This is a genomic window from Pseudoalteromonas sp. QJM3NY_12 (assembly GCF_056173165.1).
The window spans coordinates 1-25,447 of sequence record NZ_JBWBUF010000002.1 but is presented as its reverse complement, the minus strand read 5'-3'; the positions used below and the strand labels follow the sequence as shown (position 1 = coordinate 25,447).

Annotated in this window: 21 protein-coding genes; 12 read left to right on the top strand and 9 right to left on the bottom strand. The window is 38.1% G+C overall.

The features are described 5' to 3' along the window. Positions 1 to 58: 58 nt before the first annotated feature. The gene (locus AC0VZ5_RS15950; RefSeq protein WP_138606353.1) at positions 59 to 478 is read right to left on the bottom strand and encodes a MarR family winged helix-turn-helix transcriptional regulator; all 420 of its coding nucleotides are present in this window, start codon (positions 476 to 478) and stop codon (positions 59 to 61) included. A 103-nt stretch (positions 479 to 581) separates the two neighbouring features. Between AC0VZ5_RS15950 and AC0VZ5_RS15945 the strand changes: the two genes are divergently transcribed. From AC0VZ5_RS15945 to AC0VZ5_RS15935, 3 genes are all read left to right on the top strand, one after another. After that, positions 582 to 1,328 (top strand): siderophore-interacting protein, encoded by a 747-nt coding sequence (locus AC0VZ5_RS15945; RefSeq protein ID WP_475474935.1) that lies wholly within the window; start codon positions 582 to 584, stop codon positions 1,326 to 1,328. A 142-nt stretch (positions 1,329 to 1,470) separates the two neighbouring features. Beyond that, positions 1,471 to 2,460, top strand: a complete 990-nt coding sequence (locus AC0VZ5_RS15940) for an LLM class flavin-dependent oxidoreductase (protein WP_475474934.1) — start codon at positions 1,471 to 1,473, stop codon at positions 2,458 to 2,460. A gap of 237 nt (positions 2,461 to 2,697) precedes the next feature. Then, positions 2,698 to 3,648 (top strand): patatin-like phospholipase family protein, encoded by a 951-nt coding sequence (locus AC0VZ5_RS15935; protein ID WP_198523783.1) that lies wholly within the window; start codon positions 2,698 to 2,700, stop codon positions 3,646 to 3,648. Positions 3,649 to 3,706: 58 nt separating this feature from the next. On the opposite strand, the gene AC0VZ5_RS15930 is transcribed toward AC0VZ5_RS15935, so the two are convergent. The 3 genes from AC0VZ5_RS15930 to AC0VZ5_RS15920 all read right to left on the bottom strand — a co-directional run bounded on the left by AC0VZ5_RS15930 (position 3,707) and on the right by AC0VZ5_RS15920 (position 5,933). Continuing rightward, entirely contained in the window at positions 3,707 to 4,564 is an 858-nt protein-coding gene (locus tag AC0VZ5_RS15930; RefSeq protein ID WP_198522573.1) for a DMT family transporter, read from the bottom strand. A gap of 151 nt (positions 4,565 to 4,715) precedes the next feature. After that, positions 4,716 to 5,426, bottom strand: a complete 711-nt coding sequence (locus tag AC0VZ5_RS15925; RefSeq protein WP_099293276.1) for an AraC family transcriptional regulator — start codon at positions 5,424 to 5,426, stop codon at positions 4,716 to 4,718. Between the two features lie 75 nt (positions 5,427 to 5,501). After that, on the bottom strand, positions 5,502 to 5,933 hold the full coding sequence (locus AC0VZ5_RS15920) for an Lrp/AsnC family transcriptional regulator (RefSeq protein WP_054201566.1): 432 nt from the start codon (positions 5,931 to 5,933) through the stop codon (positions 5,502 to 5,504). A 167-nt stretch (positions 5,934 to 6,100) separates the two neighbouring features. Here AC0VZ5_RS15920 and AC0VZ5_RS15915 point away from each other — a divergent pair, with 167 nt between their 5' ends. From AC0VZ5_RS15915 to AC0VZ5_RS15900, 4 genes are all read left to right on the top strand, one after another. Next, positions 6,101 to 7,183, top strand: a complete 1,083-nt coding sequence (locus AC0VZ5_RS15915; protein WP_475474933.1) for an ornithine cyclodeaminase — start codon at positions 6,101 to 6,103, stop codon at positions 7,181 to 7,183. Next, positions 7,180 to 8,091, top strand: coding sequence for a citrulline utilization hydrolase CtlX (ctlX, locus tag AC0VZ5_RS15910; protein ID WP_198522571.1), 912 nt, complete (start codon positions 7,180 to 7,182; stop codon positions 8,089 to 8,091). The genes AC0VZ5_RS15915 and ctlX overlap by 4 nt, the downstream gene beginning before the upstream one ends. Positions 8,092 to 8,218: 127 nt before the next feature. Further along, complete coding sequence (locus tag AC0VZ5_RS15905; RefSeq protein WP_198522570.1) at positions 8,219 to 9,625, top strand: alanine/glycine:cation symporter family protein; 1,407 nt, start codon at positions 8,219 to 8,221, stop codon at positions 9,623 to 9,625. Positions 9,626 to 9,719: 94 nt separating this feature from the next. Further along, positions 9,720 to 10,766, top strand: coding sequence for a patatin-like phospholipase family protein (locus AC0VZ5_RS15900; protein ID WP_475474932.1), 1,047 nt, complete (start codon positions 9,720 to 9,722; stop codon positions 10,764 to 10,766). Positions 10,767 to 11,212: 446 nt separating this feature from the next. On the opposite strand, the gene AC0VZ5_RS15895 is transcribed toward AC0VZ5_RS15900, so the two are convergent. After that, positions 11,213 to 11,776 (bottom strand): lipid-binding SYLF domain-containing protein, encoded by a 564-nt coding sequence (locus AC0VZ5_RS15895; protein ID WP_475474931.1) that lies wholly within the window; start codon positions 11,774 to 11,776, stop codon positions 11,213 to 11,215. A gap of 140 nt (positions 11,777 to 11,916) precedes the next feature. Between AC0VZ5_RS15895 and AC0VZ5_RS15890 the strand changes: the two genes are divergently transcribed. Further along, positions 11,917 to 13,128 (top strand): tyrosine-type recombinase/integrase, encoded by a 1,212-nt coding sequence (locus tag AC0VZ5_RS15890; protein WP_008108719.1) that lies wholly within the window; start codon positions 11,917 to 11,919, stop codon positions 13,126 to 13,128. After that, a complete protein-coding gene (locus AC0VZ5_RS15885) occupies positions 13,128 to 14,327 on the top strand; it encodes a cation:proton antiporter (protein WP_475474930.1) in 1,200 nt (399 codons plus the stop codon). The genes AC0VZ5_RS15890 and AC0VZ5_RS15885 overlap by 1 nt, the downstream gene beginning before the upstream one ends. A 76-nt stretch (positions 14,328 to 14,403) precedes the next feature. Here the strand turns inward: AC0VZ5_RS15885 and ydiJ are convergent, their stop codons facing one another. After that, a complete protein-coding gene (ydiJ, locus tag AC0VZ5_RS15880; RefSeq protein WP_475474929.1) occupies positions 14,404 to 17,448 on the bottom strand; it encodes a D-2-hydroxyglutarate dehydrogenase YdiJ in 3,045 nt (1,014 codons plus the stop codon). A gap of 144 nt (positions 17,449 to 17,592) precedes the next feature. Between ydiJ and AC0VZ5_RS15875 the strand changes: the two genes are divergently transcribed. Further along, on the top strand, positions 17,593 to 17,805 hold the full coding sequence (locus AC0VZ5_RS15875; protein ID WP_008108725.1) for a PGPGW domain-containing protein: 213 nt from the start codon (positions 17,593 to 17,595) through the stop codon (positions 17,803 to 17,805). 53 nt (positions 17,806 to 17,858) lie between these two features. Here AC0VZ5_RS15875 and ppsA read toward each other — a convergent pair whose 3' ends face one another. Next, positions 17,859 to 20,234, bottom strand: a complete 2,376-nt coding sequence (ppsA, locus tag AC0VZ5_RS15870; protein ID WP_008108727.1) for a phosphoenolpyruvate synthase — start codon at positions 20,232 to 20,234, stop codon at positions 17,859 to 17,861. Positions 20,235 to 20,388: 154 nt separating this feature from the next. On the opposite strand from ppsA, the gene ppsR reads away from it, so the two are divergent. Then, positions 20,389 to 21,198 carry a posphoenolpyruvate synthetase regulatory kinase/phosphorylase PpsR gene (ppsR, locus tag AC0VZ5_RS15865; RefSeq protein WP_475474928.1) on the top strand — a complete coding sequence of 270 codons (810 nt, stop codon included), beginning with the start codon at positions 20,389 to 20,391 and terminating at the stop codon, positions 21,196 to 21,198. 91 nt (positions 21,199 to 21,289) lie between these two features. Here the strand turns inward: ppsR and AC0VZ5_RS15860 are convergent, their stop codons facing one another. Then, entirely contained in the window at positions 21,290 to 22,639 is a 1,350-nt protein-coding gene (locus tag AC0VZ5_RS15860) for a class II 3-deoxy-7-phosphoheptulonate synthase (protein ID WP_171039112.1), read from the bottom strand. Between the two features lie 602 nt (positions 22,640 to 23,241). Between AC0VZ5_RS15860 and AC0VZ5_RS15855 the strand changes: the two genes are divergently transcribed. Continuing rightward, positions 23,242 to 24,117, top strand: coding sequence for a DNA replication terminus site-binding protein (locus AC0VZ5_RS15855; protein ID WP_475474927.1), 876 nt, complete (start codon positions 23,242 to 23,244; stop codon positions 24,115 to 24,117). 61 nt (positions 24,118 to 24,178) lie between these two features. On the opposite strand, the gene AC0VZ5_RS15850 is transcribed toward AC0VZ5_RS15855, so the two are convergent. Then, positions 24,179 to 25,393, bottom strand: a complete 1,215-nt coding sequence (locus AC0VZ5_RS15850) for a hypothetical protein (protein WP_013463357.1) — start codon at positions 25,391 to 25,393, stop codon at positions 24,179 to 24,181. Positions 25,394 to 25,447 lie beyond the last annotated feature (54 nt).

Genomic DNA, 25,447 nt, shown 5'->3' with positions numbered 1-25,447 from the left:
TGTATAAGTGTACAGTATATGCGTTTTGTATCAGTTATGCCAAGTAATGAATGGCAGATCAATCCATGTTTTTGATCATTTGTTGGGCAGTATGTAAAAAGTCATTGATTTGCTGTGAGTTTAAGTTTTTACACATTTGCGTATTTACTTGCTCTTCGGCGGCTAATAGCTTGTCATAAAGCGTGCGGCCTTCAGAGGTAAATGACAAAATAAAACAGCGTTTGTCGTGGTCACTGGCATCTTTGTTAATCAAATTTAATGCGAGTAGCTCTTTTACTAAGCGTGCTATTTGGGCTTTGTCACGCTGAGTTTGATTAACAATATCGTTTGCAGTGCACTGAGTTGTTGTTGCAATAATATGGAAGCAGCGTACGTGCATTGCGTTTAAGCCAAGCTCGCCCGCATTAATCGCTTCGCGTATGGTAACGCGATAATTTTGCATTAAAGCAAATAATGTATTGGCTAATGAGATATGCATAGGGAATCCATAATGGTTGACAAAGTCAATTAAATTGATATAGTTGATTTTATCAACCAACGGGGCGTTGTGCAATTCATCTTTTTTAATGAGGTAAATTTATATGGGTAAAAAAGTACGCAAAGCAACAGTATTAAGCACAGAGCAAATAACCCCACATTTACAGCGCATTATTGTTGGCTCCGATGAGTTTAACGACTTGAACGCTCAATATATTGGTAACTACGTAAAGGTACTTATTCCGCAAAATGGCCGCGTTGATTATAATATTAAAACTTCATGTATGCGTTCATACACTATAAGGCATGTTGATGAGCACACCGGCGCACTTACCCTCGATTTTGTAATTAATATGCACCAAGGTCCGGCAACTAATTGGGCTAAAAAAGCAAAAGTAGGCGATGAGGTAGGTATAGCAGGACCAGGCCCTAAAAAGCTTGATAATTATGAACACTCACATTACATACTACTTGGCGATTTAACTTCGGTTAATGCAATTAAAGGCTACATGCAGCAACTGCCTAAAAACGCAAAAATTGACGCGATTATTCATGCACCAACAAAAGATGATGTGATCAGCTTAGAGTCGCCGCGAGATGTAACTTGGTTAATAACACATAAACCAGATACAGATGTGATAAACGCATTAAAATCGATGCCGCTTAGTGAGCAACAACCTATTGTATTTATGGCGCTAGAGGCCGGATTAGTACGTAAAGCAAAAACCGTATTAACTGATGAATTAGCGATACCTCGCAGTCAAATTGTTTCATCGGGTTATTGGAAAAAAGGCCTTGATTCAGAAGCCTATAAACTAAGCCGCCAACAAGCTGCAGCTAAAAATAGCTAACTTTGTTATCACTCAATCGCAACACCTTAGCGTTTCAAGATAAGCTGCCTTGAATTGGAGTAATGTACACCCATTTCTTACTTTAGATTTATTATTTATGGCTAGCACGTCATAAGTCGCTATTTAATTTGGAGATGCTGCTTTGTTATCAACTATCCCTTTTTCATTACTTGAACTGGCGCCTATGCAAAAAGGGGCCACGGTTAGTGATACCTTAAACAAAAGTACAGCCTACGCACAAAAAGCAGACCAATTAGGTTTTAACCGTTTTTGGTTAGCCGAGCATCATAATATGCCTGGGATTGTTTGTGCCGCCACTTCAATTTTAGTAGGGCACATAGCCGGCAACACTAAAAAAATACGCGTAGGGTCGGGTGGAATTATGTTACCTAATCATGTGCCTTTAGTAGTGGCTGAGCAATTTGGCACCTTAGAGAGTTTGTATCCTGGTCGAATTGATTTAGGGCTAGGGCGCGCACCAGGTAGCGATCCGGTGACAAGTCGCGCCTTAAATAACGACATTAGCCGCGCTGAAAACTTTCCTAATGAAGTAAGCGAGTTACAAACACTATTAGGCCCATACGATGGGGCTAAGCGTGTACGAGCAATACCCGGTGAAAACACTAATGTGCCTATTTGGCTTTTAGGCTCAAGTTTATTTAGTGCCCAGTTAGCAGCGCAAAAAGGATTACCCTATGTATTTGCGGGGCACTTTGCACCGCGTTTTGTACATGATGCAATAGCCTTATATAAAAGAGAATTTAAACCATCAAATGTATTAGCTAAGCCTTATGTAATGTTGGCATTACCTTTAGTGGCTGCCGATACAGATGAAGAAGCACAATACTTATCAACCACTTCAAAACAGCGAGTACTGTCGTTAATCAGAGGCGATGAGTTGTGGTTAAAGCCCCCAGTTGAAACAATGGAAGGCTTGTGGAGCGAACAAGAGCGTACTCATGTTGAGAGCTTTTTAGGATTAAGTGTTACTGGTGGGCCAGCGAGTATTAAACACAAATTAGAAATGATCGTGAACCAATTAGAGGTCGATGAGCTTATATTCACCAACGATTTATATGACGATGAAAAACGTCATCGTGCGTTAAAAATACTAATGGAAATAAAGAACTAAGCTGTTTATTAAGCAAGCGTACACGCAACCATAGTTACACTAATAACCAAATAGAGAATCGAATAAAGATTGAGTACAAATAAATGATTTATATTTTCAATCGAACTGATTCAATTAATCTGTTTTAAGGATTTAATCAAGCACGTTAAAATAAAACCATATTCCGTTAAGTTAACAACTAAGAGGTACACCGTGAAATCTCAAATAAATGTTGCTCCACACACATTCAATAAGCCTATGCACCCTAAAACTGCATTGATTGCTGAAGGTGGAGGGCAGCGAGGGATATTTACAGCTGGTGTACTTGACGCGTGGTTAGAGCAAAACTACGACCCGTTTGATTTATTTATAGGGACGTCTGCTGGCTCGCAAAATTTAACCAGTTATTTAGCGCGTCAAAAAGGCTACGCTAAACGCTTGATCAGAGGGCTTTCGCGTAACAAACGCTTTTTTCAACTAGGGCGTGGTTTAATGGGCAAGCACATTGTTGACTTAGACTGGTACTTTGACAAAACTACCGAAGTAAACAGAGCTCTTGATTTTAAAACAGCAAAAACCAGCTTAGGTGAGCGAGAGCTGCTTATAACGGCAACCAATGCACGCGACAGAAAAGCCTATTACCTTTCACCTACAGGCGAGGGTAAGCAATGGCGCGATTTGTTAAAAGCATCTAGCGCGTTACCTTTTTTGTATAAACAAGGCGTTAAACTTACTCCTTGGTTAGGCTCAAAAGCGGCAAACGAAGCGCATTTAGCTGCAGAGCAATCAAGTGAAGATTTTTATTTAGATGGCGGCTTAGCTGCGCCATTGCCTGTACGCGAAGCTTATAACCGTGGCGCACGAAAAATCGTGGTAATAAGAACCGTTGATGAGAATTTTCAAGCGCAAACTGCATGGGTTCAAAAGCTTAGAACATTTGCATGTGCATCGGGCTACTGCCCAAAAACACTTGATTACTTGATTCAACACGAGCAAGCATACCTGGACGAGCTATCATTTATAGCCAATCCGCCTAGTGATGTAGAAATTATACAAATTTTTGCAGACGAAAAGCTGCACAGTAAATTATTAGGCAGCTCTAACGACGATTTACGCTTTGATCATAAGCTAGGTGTAAAAGCAGGACGCGCTTATTTAAAAAGCCAAAATACACGTATAGTAGATTATGCACAGAGCTACGCTATGTAGCTGTATATTAACGCTTAAACTTAAATTACCTTAAGTTTAAGCGTTGGTAAAATTAAAACTATGCTTTTTTTAAACTTATCGATGGCCTTTTATTGCTAATCGCCGCCCCTAATAAAATAAGCGCTAAAGCTATAAATACTGACCAACTCAAGGGAGCCTGCGAGGCGAGTATTAAAATAAAGGTAGAGAGCACCGGCGTTAAAAAACTCAATGAGGCTAATAGCGAGCGGTTACCAAACTTTAAGCCATGATCCCATAAATAAAATGCACCACCCACTGGGCCTAATCCCAATAAAATAGCACCTAGCCATTGTGAGACAGACAAACTAATAACGGTTGTTTCAAAATAAAAATGTGCAAAAAGGGCAAGCACTGCCACAATAAGTGAAAGCCAGCCTATGTCATCCACATGGCTATCAAATTGCGACATTAAATAAGAATAACTAGACCACAGTACCGCGCAGCAACCTGCAAAAAAGTACCCTAAGTAATACTCACTATTGATAGATAATCCACTGCCATCGATAATTAAACTAAGCGTGCCTAAAAACCCCAGTAATCCGCCTAATATTGATTTAAATTTAGACCCTGGGGTAGCCACAAATACACCCAGTAATAATGGCCAAAGATACACTATTAAGCTTACCTCTATTAAGGGGCCGTACTTTAAAGCCATAAAATAACAAAAGTGAAAACCAAATAAACCAATAACACCTATTATCATTTGTTTTTTAGAAAGCTTAGGAGGGGTTAATAATGGCTGTTTTGAAGCAAAACGCTTTACTAATAAAATAATAAAAGAGAGTGCAAAGCAAATGAAAAGCAACTGAAAAGCAGGGAGCGCTTTGGTTAAATTACCCAGTAAAGCTAAAAGCCCCCACGAAAATATTGCTAAAAAACCTATGTGTGTTGCCATTAATTATCCTCCGTAAATACTATTTACTGAGTGTATCAATACAGGTTTTTGAAAAATGTGCTAAAAAGACGGTGTTATTGTTTGCTCTGACGCAATTTAACCTAAGTTCTGCTTAAGCTTGATTTATTATCTCGTGTTTAGGTTATCTATATTATTGCTTTGCAAATGCCTTAGGTGGCTGACCAAAGTATAAATTAAACCGGCGGCTAAACGCAGAGGCATCGTTATAACCAATGCGCTCGCCTACTAAAGCAATCGGTAAGTCTGAATGGGTTAAAAGGGCGCGAGCGTGCTGCATTCGCAACATAGTTAAATATTGCAGTGCACTCATAGTGGTACTTTTTTTAAACACAGTTTTAAATTGCGTAACGCTTAAACAGGCTATATCGGCCAGCTCTTTTAACGTGTAGGGGTACGCTAAGTTTTGCTTAACAATGGTTATTACATTATCTATTCGCTTATCAATATTACTGTGGCTACTTTGCTCACAAAGTAATAAGTAAAATAAATCAAAGGTTGAACTAGTAAGCTTTTCATCGCTAACAAAAAGCAGTTGCTGCTCTATAAACTGTAAGTAACTTAATAAACGACTATCTATTGAGATTTTAGGGCATAAAAGATGAATAAGGTTTTCAGGTAGCGCGTCTAAATCTGCCACAATAAAACGCGCGGCTTCATCGGCCGTAAAGGCATGCACCACGTTTTTCTCTATAACGATACAACTACCCGTACTAACCGTTGTTTTAAAGTCATTATTTAACGTTATGAAAATTTCACCGTGTAAGGGTAAAACAAGTTGATGGTAATTATGCTGGTGGCGCTTTATATCTTGCGAATAATACCGAATAGAAAGCTTATTCATTGCCTACTCCATTACCTAATAAATAACCCGAGTATTGCCTAAAATACTTTTAGTAAAGCATGGCGTTAATAAAACCTAAGTAGATGATAATAATATACTGGTTTCGCTATTTAAAATGCCTTCTATTTCGCGCACTTGCCTAAGTACGCCATCAAACTCACCTAAATTTGCAGCCTGTATTTCAGCCACTAAATCCCAAGCGCCGTTGGTTGTATGTAACTTTGTTAGCTCTGGTATGCCGCGAAGAGTTTTAATTACCTGCGATGTAGATTTTCCCACCACTTCCACCATCATTATTGCTCTTACAGCCTCGGTTTCGATGTGTTCATGTACACGCACCGTAAAGCCTAATATAGCGCCCGATGAAACCAAACGGTCTAAGCGATTTTGCACCGTCCCGCGTGACACCTTTAAAACATCGGCTAGGGCTGAAATAGAAGCGCGGCCATCTTTTCGTAATTCGGCTATTAATGCGTTATCTAAGGAGTCGTAAATGTAAGGGGTCATAAAACGCCTTGGGTTATGTGTTTATTATAAATTACTAAATTTGTACTTTATTGCATAGCAATTTGCTAAAAAATAACATTATTTGTATAAACTTTTGGCATTTTAACTGTCACCTCTGGCCTATAAACTTATTTCAATTAACTTATATAGTCATTAAAGAGGTGTTTATGAGTCATTTTATAGCAGAGCCAAAACAAGGTGTTCCATTTGTTAGCGTACAGACAATGGCCAAACTTATAAATAAAGTCGGAATAGAAAACGTATTGCTTGAGCTTACCCAAAGATTAGAACACGACTTTGCTCGCTGGGACGAATTTGATAAATCGCCACGTTATGCGGCGCACTCTCCGGATGGCGTAATAGAGCTTATGCCCGTAAGCGACGGTGAAATGTTTAGCTGCAAATATGTAAATGGTCATCCAAAAAACACCTTTGAAGAACTTCAAACCGTGGCCGCGTTTGGTATTTTATCGGATGTTGATAGCGGCTATCCGGTTATGATCAGCGAAATGTGCTTACTCACGGCCTTACGCACAGCGGCTACATCGGCGCTTGTGGCAAAGTATTTAGCACCCAAACACTCAACAACGCTTACATTAATTGGTAATGGTGCACAGTCTGAGTTTCAAGCATTAGCTTTTAAAACCGTATTAGGCATGACCCACATTCGTTTATACGATATTGATAAAAACGCCTCTAAAAAAGCCTACAACAATTTAAGTGGCTATGGTTTAAATGTAACTATATGCAATAGCGCAGAAGAAGCCGTGCAAGGTGCGCACATTATTACAACCTGTACGGCTGATAAAACCAACGCAACCATTTTAACCAGCGATATGATACCGCAAGGTGTTCATATTAATGCGATTGGTGGCGATTGCCCTGGTAAAACAGAGCTTGATTCCCAATTGTTAGGGCGCGCAAATGTGTTTGTAGAGTATGAGCCTCAAACCAGAATAGAGGGCGAAATACAGCAAATGTCCGAAAACTTTGCCGTGACCGAGTTTCATAAAGTAATTAATAAACAAACAACTGGGCGTACAAGTAACGACGAGCTTACTATTTTTGATGGGGTAGGTTTTGCGAGCGAAGACTTTACCGCGCTGATTTATATTAAAGATGCGCTGGTGGTTGCGGGTGAGTTTTCATTACTTGATTTAATTACACAACAAGCCGATCCGCGTAATTTATTTTCGGTACTTAATAGTGTGCAAACATCAAAAACAACTAAGCAAGAGCAAGTCGCATGAGCCACATAAAGCAAGCACCAACAGCTGTGGTTATGGTGCGCCCGCATCACTTTACATCTAACCCACAAACTATGTTAGACAACACGTTTCAAAGTAGCTGCAACTCACAAAACCAGAGTCAGCTTGCCTTTGACGAAGTAACTAATGCGGTTAAATTATTACAAAACGAGGGCGTAACAGTTCATCTTTTTGAAGACGAACATACGCACACGCCCGATTCTGTGTTTCCAAATAATTGGTTTTCTACCCATCAAAGTGGCGAGCTAGTTATATACCCAATGTACGCAGAAAACAGAAGATTAGAATATCGAAAAGATATTATTGATTTTTTGACTAATCACTATAAAGTGTTGTCTGTGAGTGATTATTCATTTTTATCGAAAGAAAATTCATTTCTAGAAGGTACAGGATCGCTTGTTATTGATCACTTACATAAGCTTGCTTATGCAGTAGAATCGAAGCGCACTAATAAAGCTGTAGTTAATACAGTATGCGAGCAATTAAAGCTAAAACCTGTTGTGTTTAACGCCTACGATGAGCAAGGTACTGCGGTTTATCATACTAATGTATTGATGTGTGTAGCCACACAGTTTGCCATGATCAGCTTAAATATGGTGCCAAATAGTCAGCACAAACAATTAACTAGCCATTTTATACAAAGCCATTTAGAAGTAATAAACTTAACTAGTGAGCAAATAAGTAGCTTTTGTGGCAATGCAATTGAGCTACAAGGTACAAATGGTCGTATTTTAGCGCTCTCACAAACGGCGTTTAATGCACTTACAACCGAGCAAAAAACAGCAATACAAAAAACAGCTAAACTTGTTCCGTTACCTATACCAACCATAGAGTCGGCGGGAGGTTCGGTTAGATGCATGATTGCGGGTATACACCTGCAAAGTAAATAACCTACCTCTAAGTCAACATTCTAAGGCAGCTTAGCTCCGCTAAGCTATGGCTAACATGCATTATTAAATGCAAATTACTCAACTACTCGCTGAGTAAAAACATAATAAATACAAAAAGGATTAGCCCATGTTCGATACCGTAGTAAAAAGTGTAAATGGCCTTTTATGGGGCGAAGGGCAAGTACTTATTTACATTCTCCTATTTACCGGAATATGGTTTTCAGTACGCTTAAAAGCAATTCAATTAGTTAAATTTAAGCACATGTTTAGCCTGCTAAAAGGCAGTAGTAAGTGTAATAAAAACGATATTTCATCATTTCAAGCGCTCTGTACTGGGCTGTGTGCTCGAGTAGGCACAGGTAATTTAGCCGGTGTGGCTGTGGCTATATCACTCGGTGGTAGCGGCGCCATATTTTGGATGTGGGTCATTGCTATACTGGGTATGGCAACCGGATTTGCAGAAAGTATTTTAGGCCAGGTATATAAAATTCGCGACAGCAATGGCGAATTCAGAGGTGGCCCTGCGTATTATATTCAACAAGGCTTAGGCAGTCGTGCATTTGCTATTGTGTTTGCCGCCTGTTTGTTTTTAGGTTACGGCTTTACCTTTAGCGCCATGCAAACCAACACCATTACCGATGCACTAAATTACGCATTTGAAATACCCACTTTTTACTCAGGTGTTGTGATCACACTTTTAGCAGGCTCTATTATTTTGGGGGGCTTTAAAGCCATTGCCCGATTCGCCGAGCGAGTAGTGCCTGTTATGGGCATCGTGTTTGTGCTTGTTGCTGTAGTAATTACACTGATTAACTTCACTCAAGTACCTGCCATGCTTAAAGATATATTTTTATCAGCGTTTGGCTTGCAAGAAGCTGGTGCAGGCGCCATGGGTGCAGCCATTAAAAATGGTATACAACGCGGTTTATATTCTAATGAGGCTGGCGCGGGAAGTGTGCCGCATGCATCGGCAAGTGCCAGTCCAATGCCAAACCATCCGGCTACGCAAGGCTACATACAAATGTTAGGGGTGTTTTTCGATACCATCGTATTGTGCAGTTGTACCGCGGTTATTATTTTATTGGCCGATGTAGATATAAGCGGTGAAATGGAAGGCATACGCTTAACACAAAGCGCTATGACCTCACACTTAGCGCAAGGCGGCGTGTATTTTGTAGCCGCTGCCATTACTTTATTTGCTTTTACCTCGGTGGTTGCTAACTACGCCTACGCCGAAAGTAACCTCCACTTATTTAAGCTCGATAACAAAGTAGGGCGCGGTATTTATACTTTGCTTTATTTATCAATGATGTTGTGGGGCGCATCAGCCACCTTAAAACAAGTATGGGATTTAGCTGATATTGCTCTAGGGTTAATGACAGTGGTAAACGTTATCGCTATTATACTACTCACACCGACTATTTTGTCTGTTACTAACGACTACCACGCACAAAGAGACAAAGGCATAGAGCCTGAGTTTAAGGTAAAAAACGTAAAAGTGCAGGGCAAATGTGAAGACGGAATTTGGGATTAAGATTAAAGTTTAAAAGTTTTATTTTGCATAAGTATTCATTTTTAAGTTTGGCTTTAACAACATTAAACTGCGACTCTACAGGTAGTATTTTTAGATGATCGACATTTATGCGGGTAAAACTGCAGCAAAAATAATAAACGAACAAGGTTTTAAACCCGAGATTTTTACCTCTTTTTTAGGGGCAAGTGGTGGCCCTAAATGGTTTACCTTATTTGGTTTAGACAAATATATATTTGGCGAATTTTTTAAACATCGCACCCAACCGCTTAATTTAATTGGCTCATCTGCAGGGGCTTTTCGTTCAGCCTGTTTTGCACAAAACGATCCCGTTGCTGCCATTAAGCGGTTAGCAAAATCGTATTCACAAACCCGATATTCTAGTAATAAACCAACGCCTAGCGAGATAACAATAAAAGCGCGCGCACTACTCGAAGATGTTTTTGGCGACAATGGCGTAACTGAAATTATAAATAATCCCGTTTTTAAAGCGCATTTTATTGTCGCAAAATCTAACGGCTTTATTGCCAGCGAACATAAGTTAATACAGCTTTTGGGTTTATCAAAAAGTTATATGCTTAACAGAATTAATCGAAAATTATTAGGCTCGCAATATGAGCGTTTTATTTTTGGCGCGCCCAATAGTGATTTAAGTATTACTGACAGTTATAAGTTTAAAACACAAAACATTGAACTTACTCAAATAAATTTGAAAGATGCTTTACTTGCATCGGGCTCTATACCACTAGTAATGCAAGGTATAAAAAATATTGCCGGTTCGCCACCAGGAATTTACCGCGATGGCGGCATTATTGATTACCACTTTGATTTAAAAATTAATAACCCTGGCTTAATTTTGTATCCGCATTTTAACTCAGATCCAAAAGCAGGGTGGTTTGATAAAAATTTAAAACGAAAAGTGTCGCCACAAAATTACGACAATGTAGTAATGATCACCCCATCAAAAGAATTTGTAGCAGGGTTACCTTATGGAAAAATTCCAGACAGAAACGACTTTACCGATCTTGATGCAGACACTCGTATTAAATATTGGAACACCGTGTTTAGTGAAACTGAGAAATTAGCTGAAGCGTTTGATAATAAATTAAATGCTGATAACTTTGATTTGAAGTTATATAACTAATTTAACTTTAAAAATTAAAATAACCATCTCAAGTGATATAAATGAAAGAGTGTAAGCCTTTATATTAAAGTGTTTAAGTTTTAATTATATTTAAAAGCTGGTTTTTTAGGTCAGATAAATAAGTGTTCTAAGTTTTATTTTATGCTTTAAATGTTTTATACATGTTTTCTGCTATTCGTTAAAAAATGAAAAGAGAATAATAAACATCGTATATTGGATTCTATAAGCGTAAAATTATTTTAGCTGATAGCTGATAGCTGATAGCTGATAGCTGATAGCTGATAGCTGATAGCTGATAGCTGATAGCTGATAGCTGATAGCTGATAGCTGATAGCTGATAGCTGATAGTTAACTACCCATAAATTACGTTATGTTAAATTGAGTGAATTAAATTAAAGTGGGCGTAATTATACAAACTAGCCCACTTATGATAGGGTTTTGATAGCTTAGTTTAGCTCAGAATCTACCCAAAATTTAGTGCCTTTTAAAACAGCTTGCAGTGCAAGGCCACTTTCGGTTAAAGAGTAAACAGTAACTTGGTCAGCAATAGCTTCGGCAACTAAAGCGCCACCTTTATCTTGGTATTTTGCAGCAGCATCGGCATTACCACCGAACGCCCAACCATGTTTAATAAATCTATTTAACGCTGCTTGATCGTGAAAAACCATCACAATATTGAAATCTTTAACACCTAAACCTAAGCCTAAACCAGCTTCGCCCATATTCATATAGGTAGATTTTCCGGTTAGGTTATTTTTTACTACACCGTACCCACCACCAAAACTGGCTAAAATAACGTTTACATTGGCATTATCAAATACAGCATAACCGGCAGAGTTTGCAATTTGAGTTTTAACATCTGGTTTTTTTTCGTATAAAGCAGTTAATGTATTCGATTTCATACTTTGTACTAAAGCACGTTTTTCTCCAGGAGAAGCACTGCCTGTAGTAGCGCAACCTGTTAATAAAACGCTAATAAATAACATGCTTAACAGAAGTAATTTTTTCATGATTTTTCCTTTAATAAGGTATATGGTTAATAAATCTGCATTTAGCATAAATATCAAAATTTCGTTATGTCCAATACTAGACAGTATCGGACTTTAAGGTTAATCTATAAGTCTATTATTTTCTTATATATTTTACTATTATGCTTGTTGCTCTGGTCGATACATTAAAACAATTACGTTATCAAATAGCTCACCTTGAAGATAATACACTCCAATCAGAATATCCAGAACTAGCCTCTTTTATACAGCAAGTCAGCTTGACTGTAACTGAATCAAAGGCCGATCTTAACTTTTTATACCAGTTTTTATATGTTTATGGCCGAAAATCAGAAGCAACTTATAGTCGTTTTCGCAATGAATTAGAACGATTTTATTTGTGGTCATGGCTTATAGCTGAAAAATCAGTATTCGATTTAAAGCGTGAAGATATTGAGGCGTATGTTGATTTTATGGTCGAGCCGGATAAAAAGTGGGCATCAACTTCGGTGCAGTGGCGCTATAAAGATGAGCAAGGAGTACGTAGGTTAAACCAAAATTGGCGCCCTTTCATGCAAAAAGAATCTATTGCGAGTCAGCAAACATTATCGGCAATGTTTACTGCACTTAATGTATTTTACAAGTTCGCTATTTTAGAAGAAAAAACCTTCGCTAACTTTGTACCTGTAGTTAAAAAAAATAGCCCTTATTTAGTAGTGCAATCGCAGATTCAAATTCCCGATACATTGAGCGATATTCAATGGGAATACGTATTTGGTGTAACACGTGATCTGTGTGAACAAAAACCAGAGTATGAAAGAAACCTTTTTACCCTCGCCTGTTTAAAAGGATTATATTTACGTATATCAGAATTATCAGAGCGTCCACAATGGTCACCTGTTATGTCTCATTTTTGGCAAGATAACGATGGCTTTTGGTTTTTACGTATAATGGGTAAGGGTAATAAATTACGAGATGTAACTTTAAGTGATGATTTTCTTGAGTATTTAAAACGCTACCGGTTATACCGTGGTTTACCTGCCCTGCCCCGGGTTGACGAATCCGACCCGTTAGTGCATAAAATTCGTGGCCAAGGTGGTATGACAGTAAGACAAATTCGACGTTTAGTACAACAAAGTTTTGATATTGCTCAGCAGTCATTACTTGATGATGGCTTTAAAGATGACGCGGAACAATTAGAAGCGGCCACTGCACATTGGCTTCGACATACCGGTGCAACGCATGACGCACAAACTCGACCTTTAAAACATTTATCTGAAGATTTAGGCCACGCAAAAATAGCCACAACTGATCAAATATATATTCAAACAAATATTAAAGAACGGGCAAAGTCTGGAATAAAAAGGAAGATTTAATGGAATACTTAGTTATTGCTTTTATTGGTGCATTATTTTTAATTTATTCTATAACACTACGCCAATTAGAAAAAACAGAAATTACCGGGCCGATGTTTTTTGTTATAGGGGGGATACTGCTAGCATTGATAGCTCCGAACGAAAGTGAAAATTTTAAAAATGGCTTACGGTATTTACTACCCTTTATAGAATTAACGCTCAGTATCTTTTTATTTACAGATGCAGCAAAGTCAAAATTAGGAGTATTAAGGCATAGTTTTCAATATCCTAGTTTACTTTTATTTGTTGCCTTACCATTAACTTTATTACTCGGGATTGTAACCGCGTTATTTTTATTTGCTGAGCTTTCATTAATTCAAGCAGCACTTATCGCAATTATATTAACCCCAACCGATGCGGCGTTAAGTAAGGGGTTATTAAGTAATACAAAAGTGCCTGAAAAAATACGCGAAGGTATTAATACAGAAAGCGGTTTAAACGATGGCTTATGTGTGCCTATATTTTTAATATTTATTCTGCTCGCAAAAAATCCTGAATCTGCAATTACTGCAACACAAACGTTAAGTGTGTTTGGCAGAGAGTTGGGAGTTGCATTATTAATTGCATTTGCAAGTATTGCTGTTTTTATTCCGTGTTTAAACTTTGCAATGAAGCGACATTACTTTGCCCAAAACACTAGCCCGTTTTTACTATTGGGTTTTGCTATGGCTGTATTTTCACTTACACAATATTTTCATGGTAGTGGATTTATTGCCGTATTTGTAGCGGGGCTTTTATTTGATAAATACGCGAGCACCAAAATAAACAAAGAGCTGATTGAAGACTCAGAGCATATAGCTGACTTTTCCTCTTTGATGATTTGGTGCTTATTCGGATTTGTTTGTGCTTATTTAGTGATCCCGAAATTAAATACTGAAATAATAATTTATGCGATGCTTAGTACAACACTGATCAGAATAATTCCTGTTATGTTGTCACTGCAATATACGTCATTAAAAATAAAAGAGCGTTTAACGTTTGCTTGGTTTGGACCGCGAGGATTGGCTTCGATTGTTTTTACTTTAATGGTCATTGATACACAAATAGAAAATAAATTTCAAATTGCGACCATTGCTATGACCACAATTTTATTTAGTGTATTTATTCATGGTATTAGTACAAAACCGATTGCAGACAGTTTTGCTAAAAAAACTAAATAAATATAAACAAAAATAAAAAGGCGTAACTTAATAATAAGTTGCGCCTTTTTATTTTACAGCTTACTTAGTTAAATTATTAACTAAGTACTTTTGCCAGTAACTCTATTGGATGCTTAGGCTTAAATTTTTCATAACGTTTTACTTGGCTACGACATGAAAAGCCAGTTGATAAAAGTTGCTCAGGTTTATTTTTATCAACGATAGGTTTCCAACTCATTTCATAAAGTGCTTTGGAGTTTGCTTGGTTTTGTGCTTCATGACCATAAGTACCGGCCATACCACAACACCCAGTACTTGTGGTATTTAATGTTAAACCAAGCTGATCAAAAATATTTTTCCACACACTTGCGGCTTTTGGTAATGCAGTCGTTTCGGTACAGTGACTTAATAAGGTAAATTCAGTATTTATTTGTTTAGCTTCTAAAGCACTGAACGATTGTGTTTCTAACCATTCATGCGCAAGTTGAACATTAAAATCGCCACGGTTATTTTCTAAAATTGTATTATATTCATCGCGATAACACATCACTAACGACGCATCTAAACCAACTAGCGGTGCATTAATATCATTAAGCTGATTTAAAAACTCTGCAGCATTTTTTGCCGTTAGCTTAAATTCATGCAAAAAACCTTTCACGTGCAGAGGTTTACCATTGGGTTTAAAGGGTAACAGCATTGGTTTTTTTCCAAGCTGAGTAATTAGTGTAATAAAACTCTCAACCAATTCTGCTTCGTAAAAGCTGGTGAATGGGTCTTGAACAATGAGTACATAATCATTTTGCTCATCGGTACTTAGTTTTTTAAGTAATTCTAAATTAAATTTTTGCGCTTTGTTTACACGTTTGTTGAGTGCAGGAATACTTAGCTGAGGGGTATCAACATAGCCTACCGTTTTTTTAATGAGGCCACTAACTAATGATGTTTTTACAATTGGATTAATAACCCTAGCAAATTTTGCCATTAACGGTGCACTGTTTTCTATATTACCCACTAAGTAATCTTTGAGTGGGCGGGCATAATAACTGTGATAATAATTTAAAAAACGGGCACGGAAAGTTGGCACATCTACTTTTATTGGGCAAGCCGTAGTACACGCTTTACACGCTAAACATTCATCCATTGAGGCTTTTACTTCATGTGAAAAATCGTAAACGCCTTGTTTTTTCTCTCTGCTATGAACAAAGCGCTCCCACCAAGTAATTACTTCACCTTTGTTAAGTTCTTTTTCTACCTCAAGTAAATTAACATCTTTTGACTCTTGAAGCCGTAACCATTCACGCATTAGCCCTGCTCGACCTTTTGGCGAATTACGGCGATCGCCAGTTACTTTATACGACGGGCACATTGGCGAGTTTTCATCATAATTAAAACATAAGCCGTTACCATTACAGGTCATTGCATTGTTGAAACTGGTCTTAACATCAATTGAAATTTGTTTGTCGAAGTAAGAACGCTTTTGCCCATCAACGCTAACTAGTGAGTCTTCACTTTCAAGCGGGGTACATATTTTTCCGGGGTTGATTTTATTATTTGGATCAAACGCCGATTTTATTTTTCGTAATTGCGTAAATAAATGCTCACCAAAAAATTCAGGACCGTATTCACTTCTATAGCCTTTACCGTGCTCGCCCCACATTAAACCACCGTATTTTGCGGTGAGTTTTACTACTTCATCTGAAATAGTGCGCAGTAATTTTTCTTGTTCTGGGTCGCACATATCAAGTGCCGGCCTGACATGTAAAACGCCAGCATCAACATGACCAAACATACCGTACTGTAAATTATAGCTATCAAGCAGCGCTCTAAATTCAACAATATAATCGGCTAAATTTTCTGGTGGTACGGCGGTGTCTTCTGCAAATGCGAGGGGTTTTTGGCTGCCTTTTACATTACCGAGTAAACCCACTGATTTTTTACGCATTGCATAAATTTTTAAAATATCGCTTTTATCGCTGGTTAACTGATAGCCAATAACGCCATTAGTTTGATTAGCAACACACTCATCTAACAATTTACATAATGTGTCTACTTTGTCTTTTATGTCTTCTGGTGATACGGCATTAAACTCAACCATGTTGAGTCCTTGCATATCTTTATTTGGTACATCAGTTATTAAGTCCGATACTGAATGCCAAATAATATCTTCACGAGCAAGATTTAATACTTTGCTGTCAACAGTTTCAACTGAAGTTGCGCGGGCATCAACTAAAAATGGTGAATGGCGAAGCGCAGAATCAAAACTGTCATATTTTATATTTATGAGGGTTTTAAATTCTGCGATAGGTGTTAGGTTTAATTTTGCTTCAGTAACTATGCCTAAAGAGCCTTCTGATCCGGTTATTAAGCGGCTCATATCAAAAGTTTGTAAGTCTTCACTTAGCACATGCTCTAGGTCATAACCGGTTAAAAATCTATTTAACCGTGGAAATTTGGCTAATATAGCGTCGCGTTCATTAAGTGATATGTCTAATACTGTTTTGTAGAGTTTGCCAATTAAGGATTCCTGATCGGCAATTATTTTTGCTTTTTCAATGTCTATTGGACTGGTAGACATTGCAGTGCCATCAACTAAATAGGTGGTTAGCCCTAAAACATGGTCGCTGGTTTTGCCATAAACTAAGGAGCCTTGCCCCGATGCATCAGTACTGATCATGCCGCCAATAGTGGCGCGGTTGCTAGTAGATAAATCGGGTGAAAAGAAAAATCCATACGGTTTTAAAAAGTCGTTAAGTTGATCTTTTATCACACCGGTTTGAACTCGTACCCAACCTTCTTCAACATTTATCTCGAGGATTTCACGCATATAACGTGATAAATCAACCACAATACCAGGCGTTAAAGATTGACCATTTGTTCCTGTGCCGCCACCGCGAGGACCAAAAGTTAACGATAAAAAAGGGTCTTGCGATGCTATTTGCAGAGCAACTTGAATGTCTTTTTCGCTTTTAGGAAAAATAACACCTTGCGGAAGCTGCTGGTAAATACTGTTATCAGTTGATGCTGTGAGTCTGGTTGCATAACTTGCGTCTGTATCTCCAGTAAACCCTTGATTTTTTATAGTATTTAAATAATTTGCGACAAGCTCGGTCGCGGCATCTTGTTGTGTAATAGTTGCTATCATGGCGGCGCTTATTAATGCATTTGTGTAATTATATCATGGCGATGGCTAATAGAAATTGAAGATTTTACAGTTTGTAACACTCTTTTTATCGATATATGAGCAGCTGCAATTATAATCAAGTTAAACGCCTACTATGAGGTTTATATGAAAAAACTACTAATGCAGATCAGCGGAACACTGTTTATTTTACTCGGATTATTGTTTGCTGTGGTGCCAGGGCCATCGTTAATATTTTTTATTGCAGGTTTATTCTGCTTTTCTATGTATTACCCTAAAGCAAGAGGGTATTTAACTTGGTGTCAAAAAGCACTGACTCGTTCATGTGCCTATTTAGATAAAAAATTAGCAAAAAATTAATTTTCTAGTCATAAAAAATGCCAGCAGTTGCTGGCATTTTTTAACGAGGTAACTTACTTAGCAAGTTTGTCTGCTAAGTATAACCATGTTTCTAGTACTGTATCTGGGTTTAGCGAAACAGAGTCAATGCCCTGCTCCACTAACCATGCTGCAAAGTCTTCATGATCTGAAGGACCTTGACCACAAATACCTACATATTTACCTTTTTCTTTGGCTGTTTTAATAGCCATAGAAAGTAGCTTTTTGATTGCAGGGTCGCGCTCATCAAATAGGTGAGCAATTAAACCTGAGTCGCGATCAAGACCAAGCGTTAACTGTGTTAAATCGTTAGAACCGATAGAGAAACCATCGAAGTATTCTAAGAACTCTTCAGCCATTAATGCATTTGACGGAAGCTCACACATCATGATTACTTTAAGACCATTTTCGCCACGTTTAAGGCCATGTTCTTCAAGTAATTCAATAACGCGTTTACCTTCTTCAAGGGTACGTACGAATGGGATCATGATTTCGATGTTGGTCATATCCATGCTGTTTCTTACGCGTTTTATAGCTTCACACTCAAGTGCAAAACAATCACGGAAGTCTTCAGAGATATAACGTGCAGCGCCACGGAAACCAATCATTGGGTTTTCTTCTTCTGGCTCGTATTGCTGGCCGCCCACTAAGTTAGCGTATTCGTTTGATTTAAAATCAGACATACGAACAATTACACGCTCTGGTGCAAACGCACAACCTAAGGTAGAAATACCTTCAACTAGTTTACCAATATAGAATTCAACAGGTGATTCGTAACCGGCAATCATGTCTGTGATTTCTGCTTTTAATGCATCTGTTTGTGCATCAAAATTTAATAACGCTTTAGGGTGAACGCCAATCATACGGTTGATGATAAACTCAACGCGCGCAAGGCCAACACCTGAATGTGGTAAACGTGCAAAATCGAATGCGCGATCTGGGTTACCTACGTTCATCATCACTTTCATTGGAAGTTCAGGCATTTCGTCAACACGTGAAGTAAGTACTTCAAAGTCTAAAATACCTTCGTAGATGAAACCTGTATCGCCTTCGGCACATGATACAGTAACTTCTTGACCTGCTTTAATTAAGTCTGTTGCATTACCACAACCAACAACGGCTGGAATACCTAACTCACGTGCAATGATTGCAGCATGACATGTACGACCACCACGATTTGTAACAATCGCAGCCGCGCGTTTCATAATAGGTTCCCAGTCTGGGTCTGTCATGTCGGTAACTAATATGTCACCTACTTGTACTTGGTCCATCTCTTTGATTGAGTCAAGTACACGTACAACACCACTACCAATTTTATGACCAATTGCACGGCCTTCAACAACAACATTGCTGCTGCCATTTAGTTGGAAGCGTTCCATTACGTTTGTGTCTTCGTTTGAACGAACAGTTTCTGGACGCGCTTGAACTATATATAGTTTGCCATCGTTACCATCTTTTGCCCATTCGATGTCCATTGGACGACCGTAATGCTTTTCAATGATTACAGCTTGTTTGGCAAGATCTTGCACTTCTTCATCTGTAATCGAAAATTTGTTTGAAAGTGCTGAGTCTACGTCAACAATTTCTACTTGTTTGCCATGAGCTTTGTCTTGAGAGTAAATCATTTGAATGGCTTTAGAGCCAATGTTACGACGTACTACAGCTGGCTTGTTTTTAAGTAGCGTTGGTTTATGAACATAAAATTCATCTGGGTTAACCGCACCCTGTACAACCATTTCACCCAAACCATAGCTTGATGTGATAAACACTACATCTTCAAAGCCCGATTCAGTATCAATACTGAACATAACACCTGATGCTGATTTATCAGAGCGTACCATGCGTTGAATACCCGCTGATAACGCTACACCACGGTGATCGTAGCCTTGGTGAACACGATAAGAAATAGCGCGGTCGTTAAATAACGAAGCGAATACGTGTTTTATAGCAGTCATTACAGAATCAATACCAACAACGTTTAAGAACGTTTCTTGTTGGCCTGCAAACGAGGCGTCTGGCATATCTTCAGCAGTAGCTGATGATCGAACAGCGAATGAAACATCTGCAGAAGCGTCACCATGAAGTTGGCTGTATGCATCGCGGATTGCTTTATCTAGACTAGGTTGGAATGGGGTATCGATAATCCACTGACGGATATCGGCGCCGACTTTGGCGAGTGTGTTTACATCATCAACATCAAGAGTATCTAAAATGTCGTGAATTTTTGCGTTGAGTCCTGATTGCTCTAAAAACTCGTTAAAAGCGTCTGAGGTAGTAGCAAAACCACCTGGAACTTGCACACCTGCGTTAGCTAAGTTTGAAATCATTTCACCAAGTGAGGCATTTTTACCACCAACTCGAGGAACATCTTGCATACCAAGCTCTTGATACCAGAGAACGTATTCTTGCACGGATCTTTCTCCAAAAAACAAATTGTAGTACTAACTGTGAGAGTTAAGAAAGAAAACCTTTTATAAAGGTCGCCCCCATTCTACACTGGCAAACGTCCTCACGTAAACCGTGATACACTTATTTTAAAATTAAATGTAATAAAAAAGAGGCTTTATGAGAACTGCGTTTTATATTTCAGATGGCACGGCAATCACATCTGAAGTGTTTGGTCATGCGACCTTGTCTTTATTTCCTGTCGAATTTAATCATAAAACAATTCCTTTTGTAGAAACCGAAGAAAAAGCGCATGAAATCAAAGCGCTTATTAACGCCACATCGTCTAAGCAAGGTGAGAAGCCTCTAGTGTTTTTTACTTTTGTGAATCATAAATTATCGGAAATTATTCGCTCTGCAGATGCTGTCTCGTATGACTTTTTAACAACCTATAGCGAAAAAATTGAAAGCGAATTAAACGTTGCCCCAGTACCTAAAGTACATAGAACCCATTCAATACACGAAAAAAGTTATGACTTTAGAATTGATGCAGTTAACTATGCTTTAATGAATGATGACGGCGGTAATATTAAAAACTTTGCTGAGGCTGATATTATTTTAGTTGGCGTTAGTCGAAGCGGTAAAACGCCAACAAGCCTCTATTTAGCCCTGCAATACGGTATTAAAGCGGCCAACTATCCGATCACAGAAGATGATTTAGAAAGCGAAGGATTACCCAAGTGCTTACTGCCTTATAAGCATAAACTGTTTGGTTTAACTATAGACCCTGAGAGACTGGCTGCGATCAGAGATAGACGAATGGCAAATTCAAAATATGCATCAATTAGACAGTGTCGTATTGAAGTGCGCGAAGTCGAAATGCTCTACAAGAAGCATAAAATTGCTCATTTAAATTCTACTCACCATTCTGTTGAAGAGATCTCAGCAAAAATCATTTCTGATACAGGTCTTGAGCGCCGTAAGTACTAACAAACTAACATGTGACTTAAGCATGTAATTGCGCCCAGCACACAAAAAAGCCGCTAAATTATAGCGGCTTTTAACATATTAAGAAGGCGTATTACTTGCGAGCATCTTTTAAAAGGTCTGCAACTAAAAAGCCAAGCTCTAATACTTGATCGGCATTTAAGCGAGGGTCACATTGAGTTTTGTAACGCTGCGCTAAGTCATCATCTGATAAACCGTATGCACCACCGGTACATTCAGTAACGTGTTGTCCGGTCATTTCTAAATGAACACCACCTGCGTATGAACCTTCAGCTTTGTGAACAGCGAAGAACTGACTAATTTCGCGCATAATGTTATCAAAGCTACGAGTTTTATAACCTGAGCTGGCTTTCTCTGTATTGCCATGCATTGGATCTGAGCTCCAAATTACCTTACGCCCTTCTTGCTGTACTTTGCGAACAAGCGCCGGTAGCTTCTCTGGTAATACATCTGCACCCATTCGTGTAATGAGCGTTAACCTGCCAGGAATGTTATCTGGGTTTAGTGCATCAATTAAACGGATAAGTTCGTCAGGATCCATACCTGGGCCAACTTTAACGCCTATTGGATTTTTAATGCCCTTAAAGAATTCAATATGAGCATGGTCTAACTGACGTGTACGCTCACCAATCCAAACAAAGTGCGCTGAACAATCGTACCAGTCGCCTGATAAATGGTCTCTACGTGTTAATGCTTCTTCGTAGCCTAGTAATAACGCTTCGTGTGATGTATATAAATCTGTTTCTTTTAAGCTTGGCGCTATAGTTGAATTAATACCACATACTTCCATGAATTCTAAAGCGTCTTGAATTTTATCTGCCAGCTGTTGGTATTTTGCTTTTTGTGGATTAGCAGCAACAAAGCCCATATTCCAACGGTTAACCTGATGTAAGTCAGCAAGCCCACCTTGTGCAAAAGCACGTAGTAGGTTGAGTGTTGCCGCACTGTGATGATACGCGGTCATTAAACGCTGAGGGTCTGGAATACGTGCTTCTTCAGTAAACTCAAAGTTATTTACTATATCACCACGGTAAGATGGTAACGAAACACCGTCTATTGTTTCTAAGTCGGCTGAGCGTGGCTTAGCGTATTGACCTGCCATACGTGCAATTTTTACAACTGGGCATTTACCGCCATAGGTTAGTACTACAGCCATTTGTAAAATGGTCTTAAATGTATCGCGAATATTTGCAGCGTTAAAGTCACTAAATGATTCTGCGCAGTCACCACCTTGAAGTAAAAATGCGCGGCCTTCGCACACATCTTCAAGTTGTTTAAACAAACTTCTAGTCTCTTCTGCAAACACTAAAGGCGGTGCGCTTTTAAGCTGGCCTTCAACAGATTTTAATATGTCTTGATCTGGGTACTGTGGCTGCTGCAGTATTGGCAGTTCTCTCCAACTATTTGGGTTCCACGATTGCATGTTCATTCCTCATTCCTATTACCTGATGTATTGAAATTAACGTATGCAGAGGGCTTTGTTCAAGGACTAAATCGACTATTTACCAATTATTTAGTTATTAGGTAAATTTAAATAGGATTATTATCTATGATTTAACTATTTTATTGATAATAAATATATAAATAAAGAACACTAATACATTAAAAAACAATAGGATAAATAGTAAGAGTGGTATTTATTAAGCTTTGCTTGCAGCCACTTAGCTAAGCTGTATAAGATAATGTTAATACAAGGAACACATCATACTTAAATTAACTAATATGTATTCTTAACTTTACAGTTAAATTTAAATATATCAGCCATCAGTTATGTAGTTTTAAATATATATGCTTGCTGAGTAGTTCTGCTGGTTATACCCACTCCTTCATACTGCGTTTATATATAACTATTAGTAAGTTAGAAAATATTATTATTAAAATGATCACACCAACAATAAAGAACACATCATACTAAATTTAATTTAATTCAATCTTAGCGTTAGAATAATATTTAAAAAATAACTACCAAAAGGAAAGGTTATTTGCGAAAATAGCAATATAGTAAGATGTGTTCTTGGTGGTGTTATGGTTACAAAGGTACAAATTAGAAGTCAGTTTGATTTACTCAATGAGTTAACGCTTAGGCTAATTGAGGAGCTTAAAGAATATGGGTTTGCTAAAGCTGAATACTATCAACTGCCAGAAATAAGCATTGTGGATGAAAATATAATTCCCGAGTCGATTGCAGTATCTAAAACTACAGGGGAACTAGCACAAAAGGCTATTTTAAATTCTTTTTCTGATATGTATAAAAAGCCTGGTCTGAGTAGTCGCGTATTAAAGCGCCACCCTGGTTTATTAATATTACAAGATGCCAACAAACAAGCCATTATTGATCGGATTGCTCAAGTTAATAATGCAAAAGCGGCATTTAAAAATTGTATTTTGGCGATAGACAATAACGATGCTCGATTTGAAGCCGTGCATAATGCTATGCCAAATTTAATTACGCTTGCCGCTTATCGTAAAATTCATAGCGAAAGCGAATCCCCTTTTTCAGTTCGTTTTACTTGGATGCATAAACACGCCACTAAAACACTCACAAAAAAGATGGCTCTAGAAATGCTCGAAAAGTCCGCTGGATATAAAAACCCAAGAATGATTGATCAGCAAAAATGGCAATCATTGGTTGCTCAAGAGCAAGTTCGTGTTGCCAGTCTAGGTGAAAAAGAAAAATTACGAATTAGGCGCCCTACCCGAGTTAGCCCACAAGTTAATGTTAGATACACGGCTCAAAATCGTTATCATGTTAGTGCAGCCTTACCTTTTATTCTTATAAACCCACAACCCGATGTTAAGTATGGCCAACTGCCGAGTTACGAAAAACCGTTATCACATCCACGAAAACGTGAGTATGACTTTCTGGTAGACCGATTATATTTAGAACAAGTAACAAAGTAATTATGTTAAAAAGGCCACTTAATGTGGCCTTTAATATAAATACTGGTAAAAATTAATATAATTATTTTTCTACAATTTCTTCCAGCTTATCTTCATCAATTAATACTGCATTTTCAACAATGCGTTTACCACCTTGTATCTCTATACGCTTGTTATGTTTATTTAATGCCAGTATCTCATCACAAAACTGATCAGATGGGTGCATTTCATAAGTGTAATCTACAATATTACCTGTTTTATCATCTTTTACATTAGTAATGCTGTACTCAGATATTGCTCCTTTTTCTATTAAATCTTTCATCGTGGTAGTCATATCACGGCGCAGTGCTTTTAATTTATTTTCGGTAATATCATCAGTTGAATAGATAGAGCCATATTTTTCCATAATAGACAGCAGTCTAAAATGGTATGTTTTTCCTGGGGCAGCATAGCGCCATAAATGATATAAACGTAGCATCATCCAACGCGATAATCCGCGCTTTAACTCTTGAGCACTATTAAAATAATAACCTTTATATTCAAGGTTATCGATCATGTTATGAACAAACGCATTTAAACACGCTACACATTTAACATTTCCGCCTTGGCCTTTTTTACCACTAAAGTGTAAAGACGATAAAAAGTTCATATTCGACTCGTAGAACGAATCATCAATATCAGAGTTTTTAGTGTCAGTAGCAGAATATTTAAAAGAAAGTTTTGAACCTTGTAATGCTTCAAGCGATTCTTTAATTTGTGGGTAAGGCATAGATTGACCTACCGCTTTAAGTTCTTGTGCTAATTCGTTCATAGAAAACACAACGGCATATTGAATACCGGACTTAAAATTAATTTTTACTATTTTACCTTTTGAAGCAAGGCGAATAAGTGCACGCTCAACTTTTTCTTCTCTATCTGATGGCCAAACTAAGTATTCTACGTCTTCACCATCTTTACGAGTACTTACCACAGCCGGTGTTATTTTAATTTCACCATCGTATAAAATACCGTCTACTTTTTCAGATATCTTACGTGTAATAATGGTTTTTTTAGGGGCTTCTTCAAGTGGCAGCTTTTTATGTCCTGAGCGAACAAAGCGTCCCCACAGATCATAATGGTTAAATGTGTTAGAGTAAGCGCGTAACCCATGGGCTGCATTTTCTATCGAAATTCGCACATCTTTATTATCTGTAAATAGTGCTAAGCTTTCGTTATCAATTGCACTTTCCACCCCGTGAATTTGGCCCCTAAGTGTATCGGGCAAGTTATCTACCGAGATGTTGACCTTTCGGCTCATGGTTTTTATTTCCGTTTTTATTGTGACAGCTAATAACAACACATAAAGCCACAA

Coding starts and splice junctions, on each gene's coding strand:
- AC0VZ5_RS15950 (WP_138606353.1), bottom strand. CDS start 478: ATGCATATCTCATTAGCCAATACATTATTTGCTTTAATGCAAAATTAT.
- AC0VZ5_RS15945 (WP_475474935.1), top strand. CDS start 582: ATGGGTAAAAAAGTACGCAAAGCAACAGTATTAAGCACAGAGCAAATA.
- AC0VZ5_RS15935 (WP_198523783.1), top strand. CDS start 2,698: ATGCACCCTAAAACTGCATTGATTGCTGAAGGTGGAGGGCAGCGAGGG.
- AC0VZ5_RS15930 (WP_198522573.1), bottom strand. CDS start 4,564: ATGGCAACACACATAGGTTTTTTAGCAATATTTTCGTGGGGGCTTTTA.
- AC0VZ5_RS15925 (WP_099293276.1), bottom strand. CDS start 5,426: ATGAATAAGCTTTCTATTCGGTATTATTCGCAAGATATAAAGCGCCAC.
- AC0VZ5_RS15920 (WP_054201566.1), bottom strand. CDS start 5,933: ATGACCCCTTACATTTACGACTCCTTAGATAACGCATTAATAGCCGAA.
- AC0VZ5_RS15915 (WP_475474933.1), top strand. CDS start 6,101: ATGAGTCATTTTATAGCAGAGCCAAAACAAGGTGTTCCATTTGTTAGC.
- ctlX (WP_198522571.1), top strand. CDS start 7,180: ATGAGCCACATAAAGCAAGCACCAACAGCTGTGGTTATGGTGCGCCCG.
- AC0VZ5_RS15905 (WP_198522570.1), top strand. CDS start 8,219: ATGTTCGATACCGTAGTAAAAAGTGTAAATGGCCTTTTATGGGGCGAA.
- AC0VZ5_RS15900 (WP_475474932.1), top strand. CDS start 9,720: ATGATCGACATTTATGCGGGTAAAACTGCAGCAAAAATAATAAACGAA.
- AC0VZ5_RS15895 (WP_475474931.1), bottom strand. CDS start 11,776: ATGAAAAAATTACTTCTGTTAAGCATGTTATTTATTAGCGTTTTATTA.
- AC0VZ5_RS15890 (WP_008108719.1), top strand. CDS start 11,917: ATGCTTGTTGCTCTGGTCGATACATTAAAACAATTACGTTATCAAATA.
- AC0VZ5_RS15885 (WP_475474930.1), top strand. CDS start 13,128: ATGGAATACTTAGTTATTGCTTTTATTGGTGCATTATTTTTAATTTAT.
- ydiJ (WP_475474929.1), bottom strand. CDS start 17,448: ATGATAGCAACTATTACACAACAAGATGCCGCGACCGAGCTTGTCGCA.
- AC0VZ5_RS15875 (WP_008108725.1), top strand. CDS start 17,593: ATGAAAAAACTACTAATGCAGATCAGCGGAACACTGTTTATTTTACTC.
- ppsR (WP_475474928.1), top strand. CDS start 20,389: ATGAGAACTGCGTTTTATATTTCAGATGGCACGGCAATCACATCTGAA.
- AC0VZ5_RS15860 (WP_171039112.1), bottom strand. CDS start 22,639: ATGCAATCGTGGAACCCAAATAGTTGGAGAGAACTGCCAATACTGCAG.
- AC0VZ5_RS15855 (WP_475474927.1), top strand. CDS start 23,242: ATGGTTACAAAGGTACAAATTAGAAGTCAGTTTGATTTACTCAATGAG.
- AC0VZ5_RS15850 (WP_013463357.1), bottom strand. CDS start 25,393: ATGAGCCGAAAGGTCAACATCTCGGTAGATAACTTGCCCGATACACTT.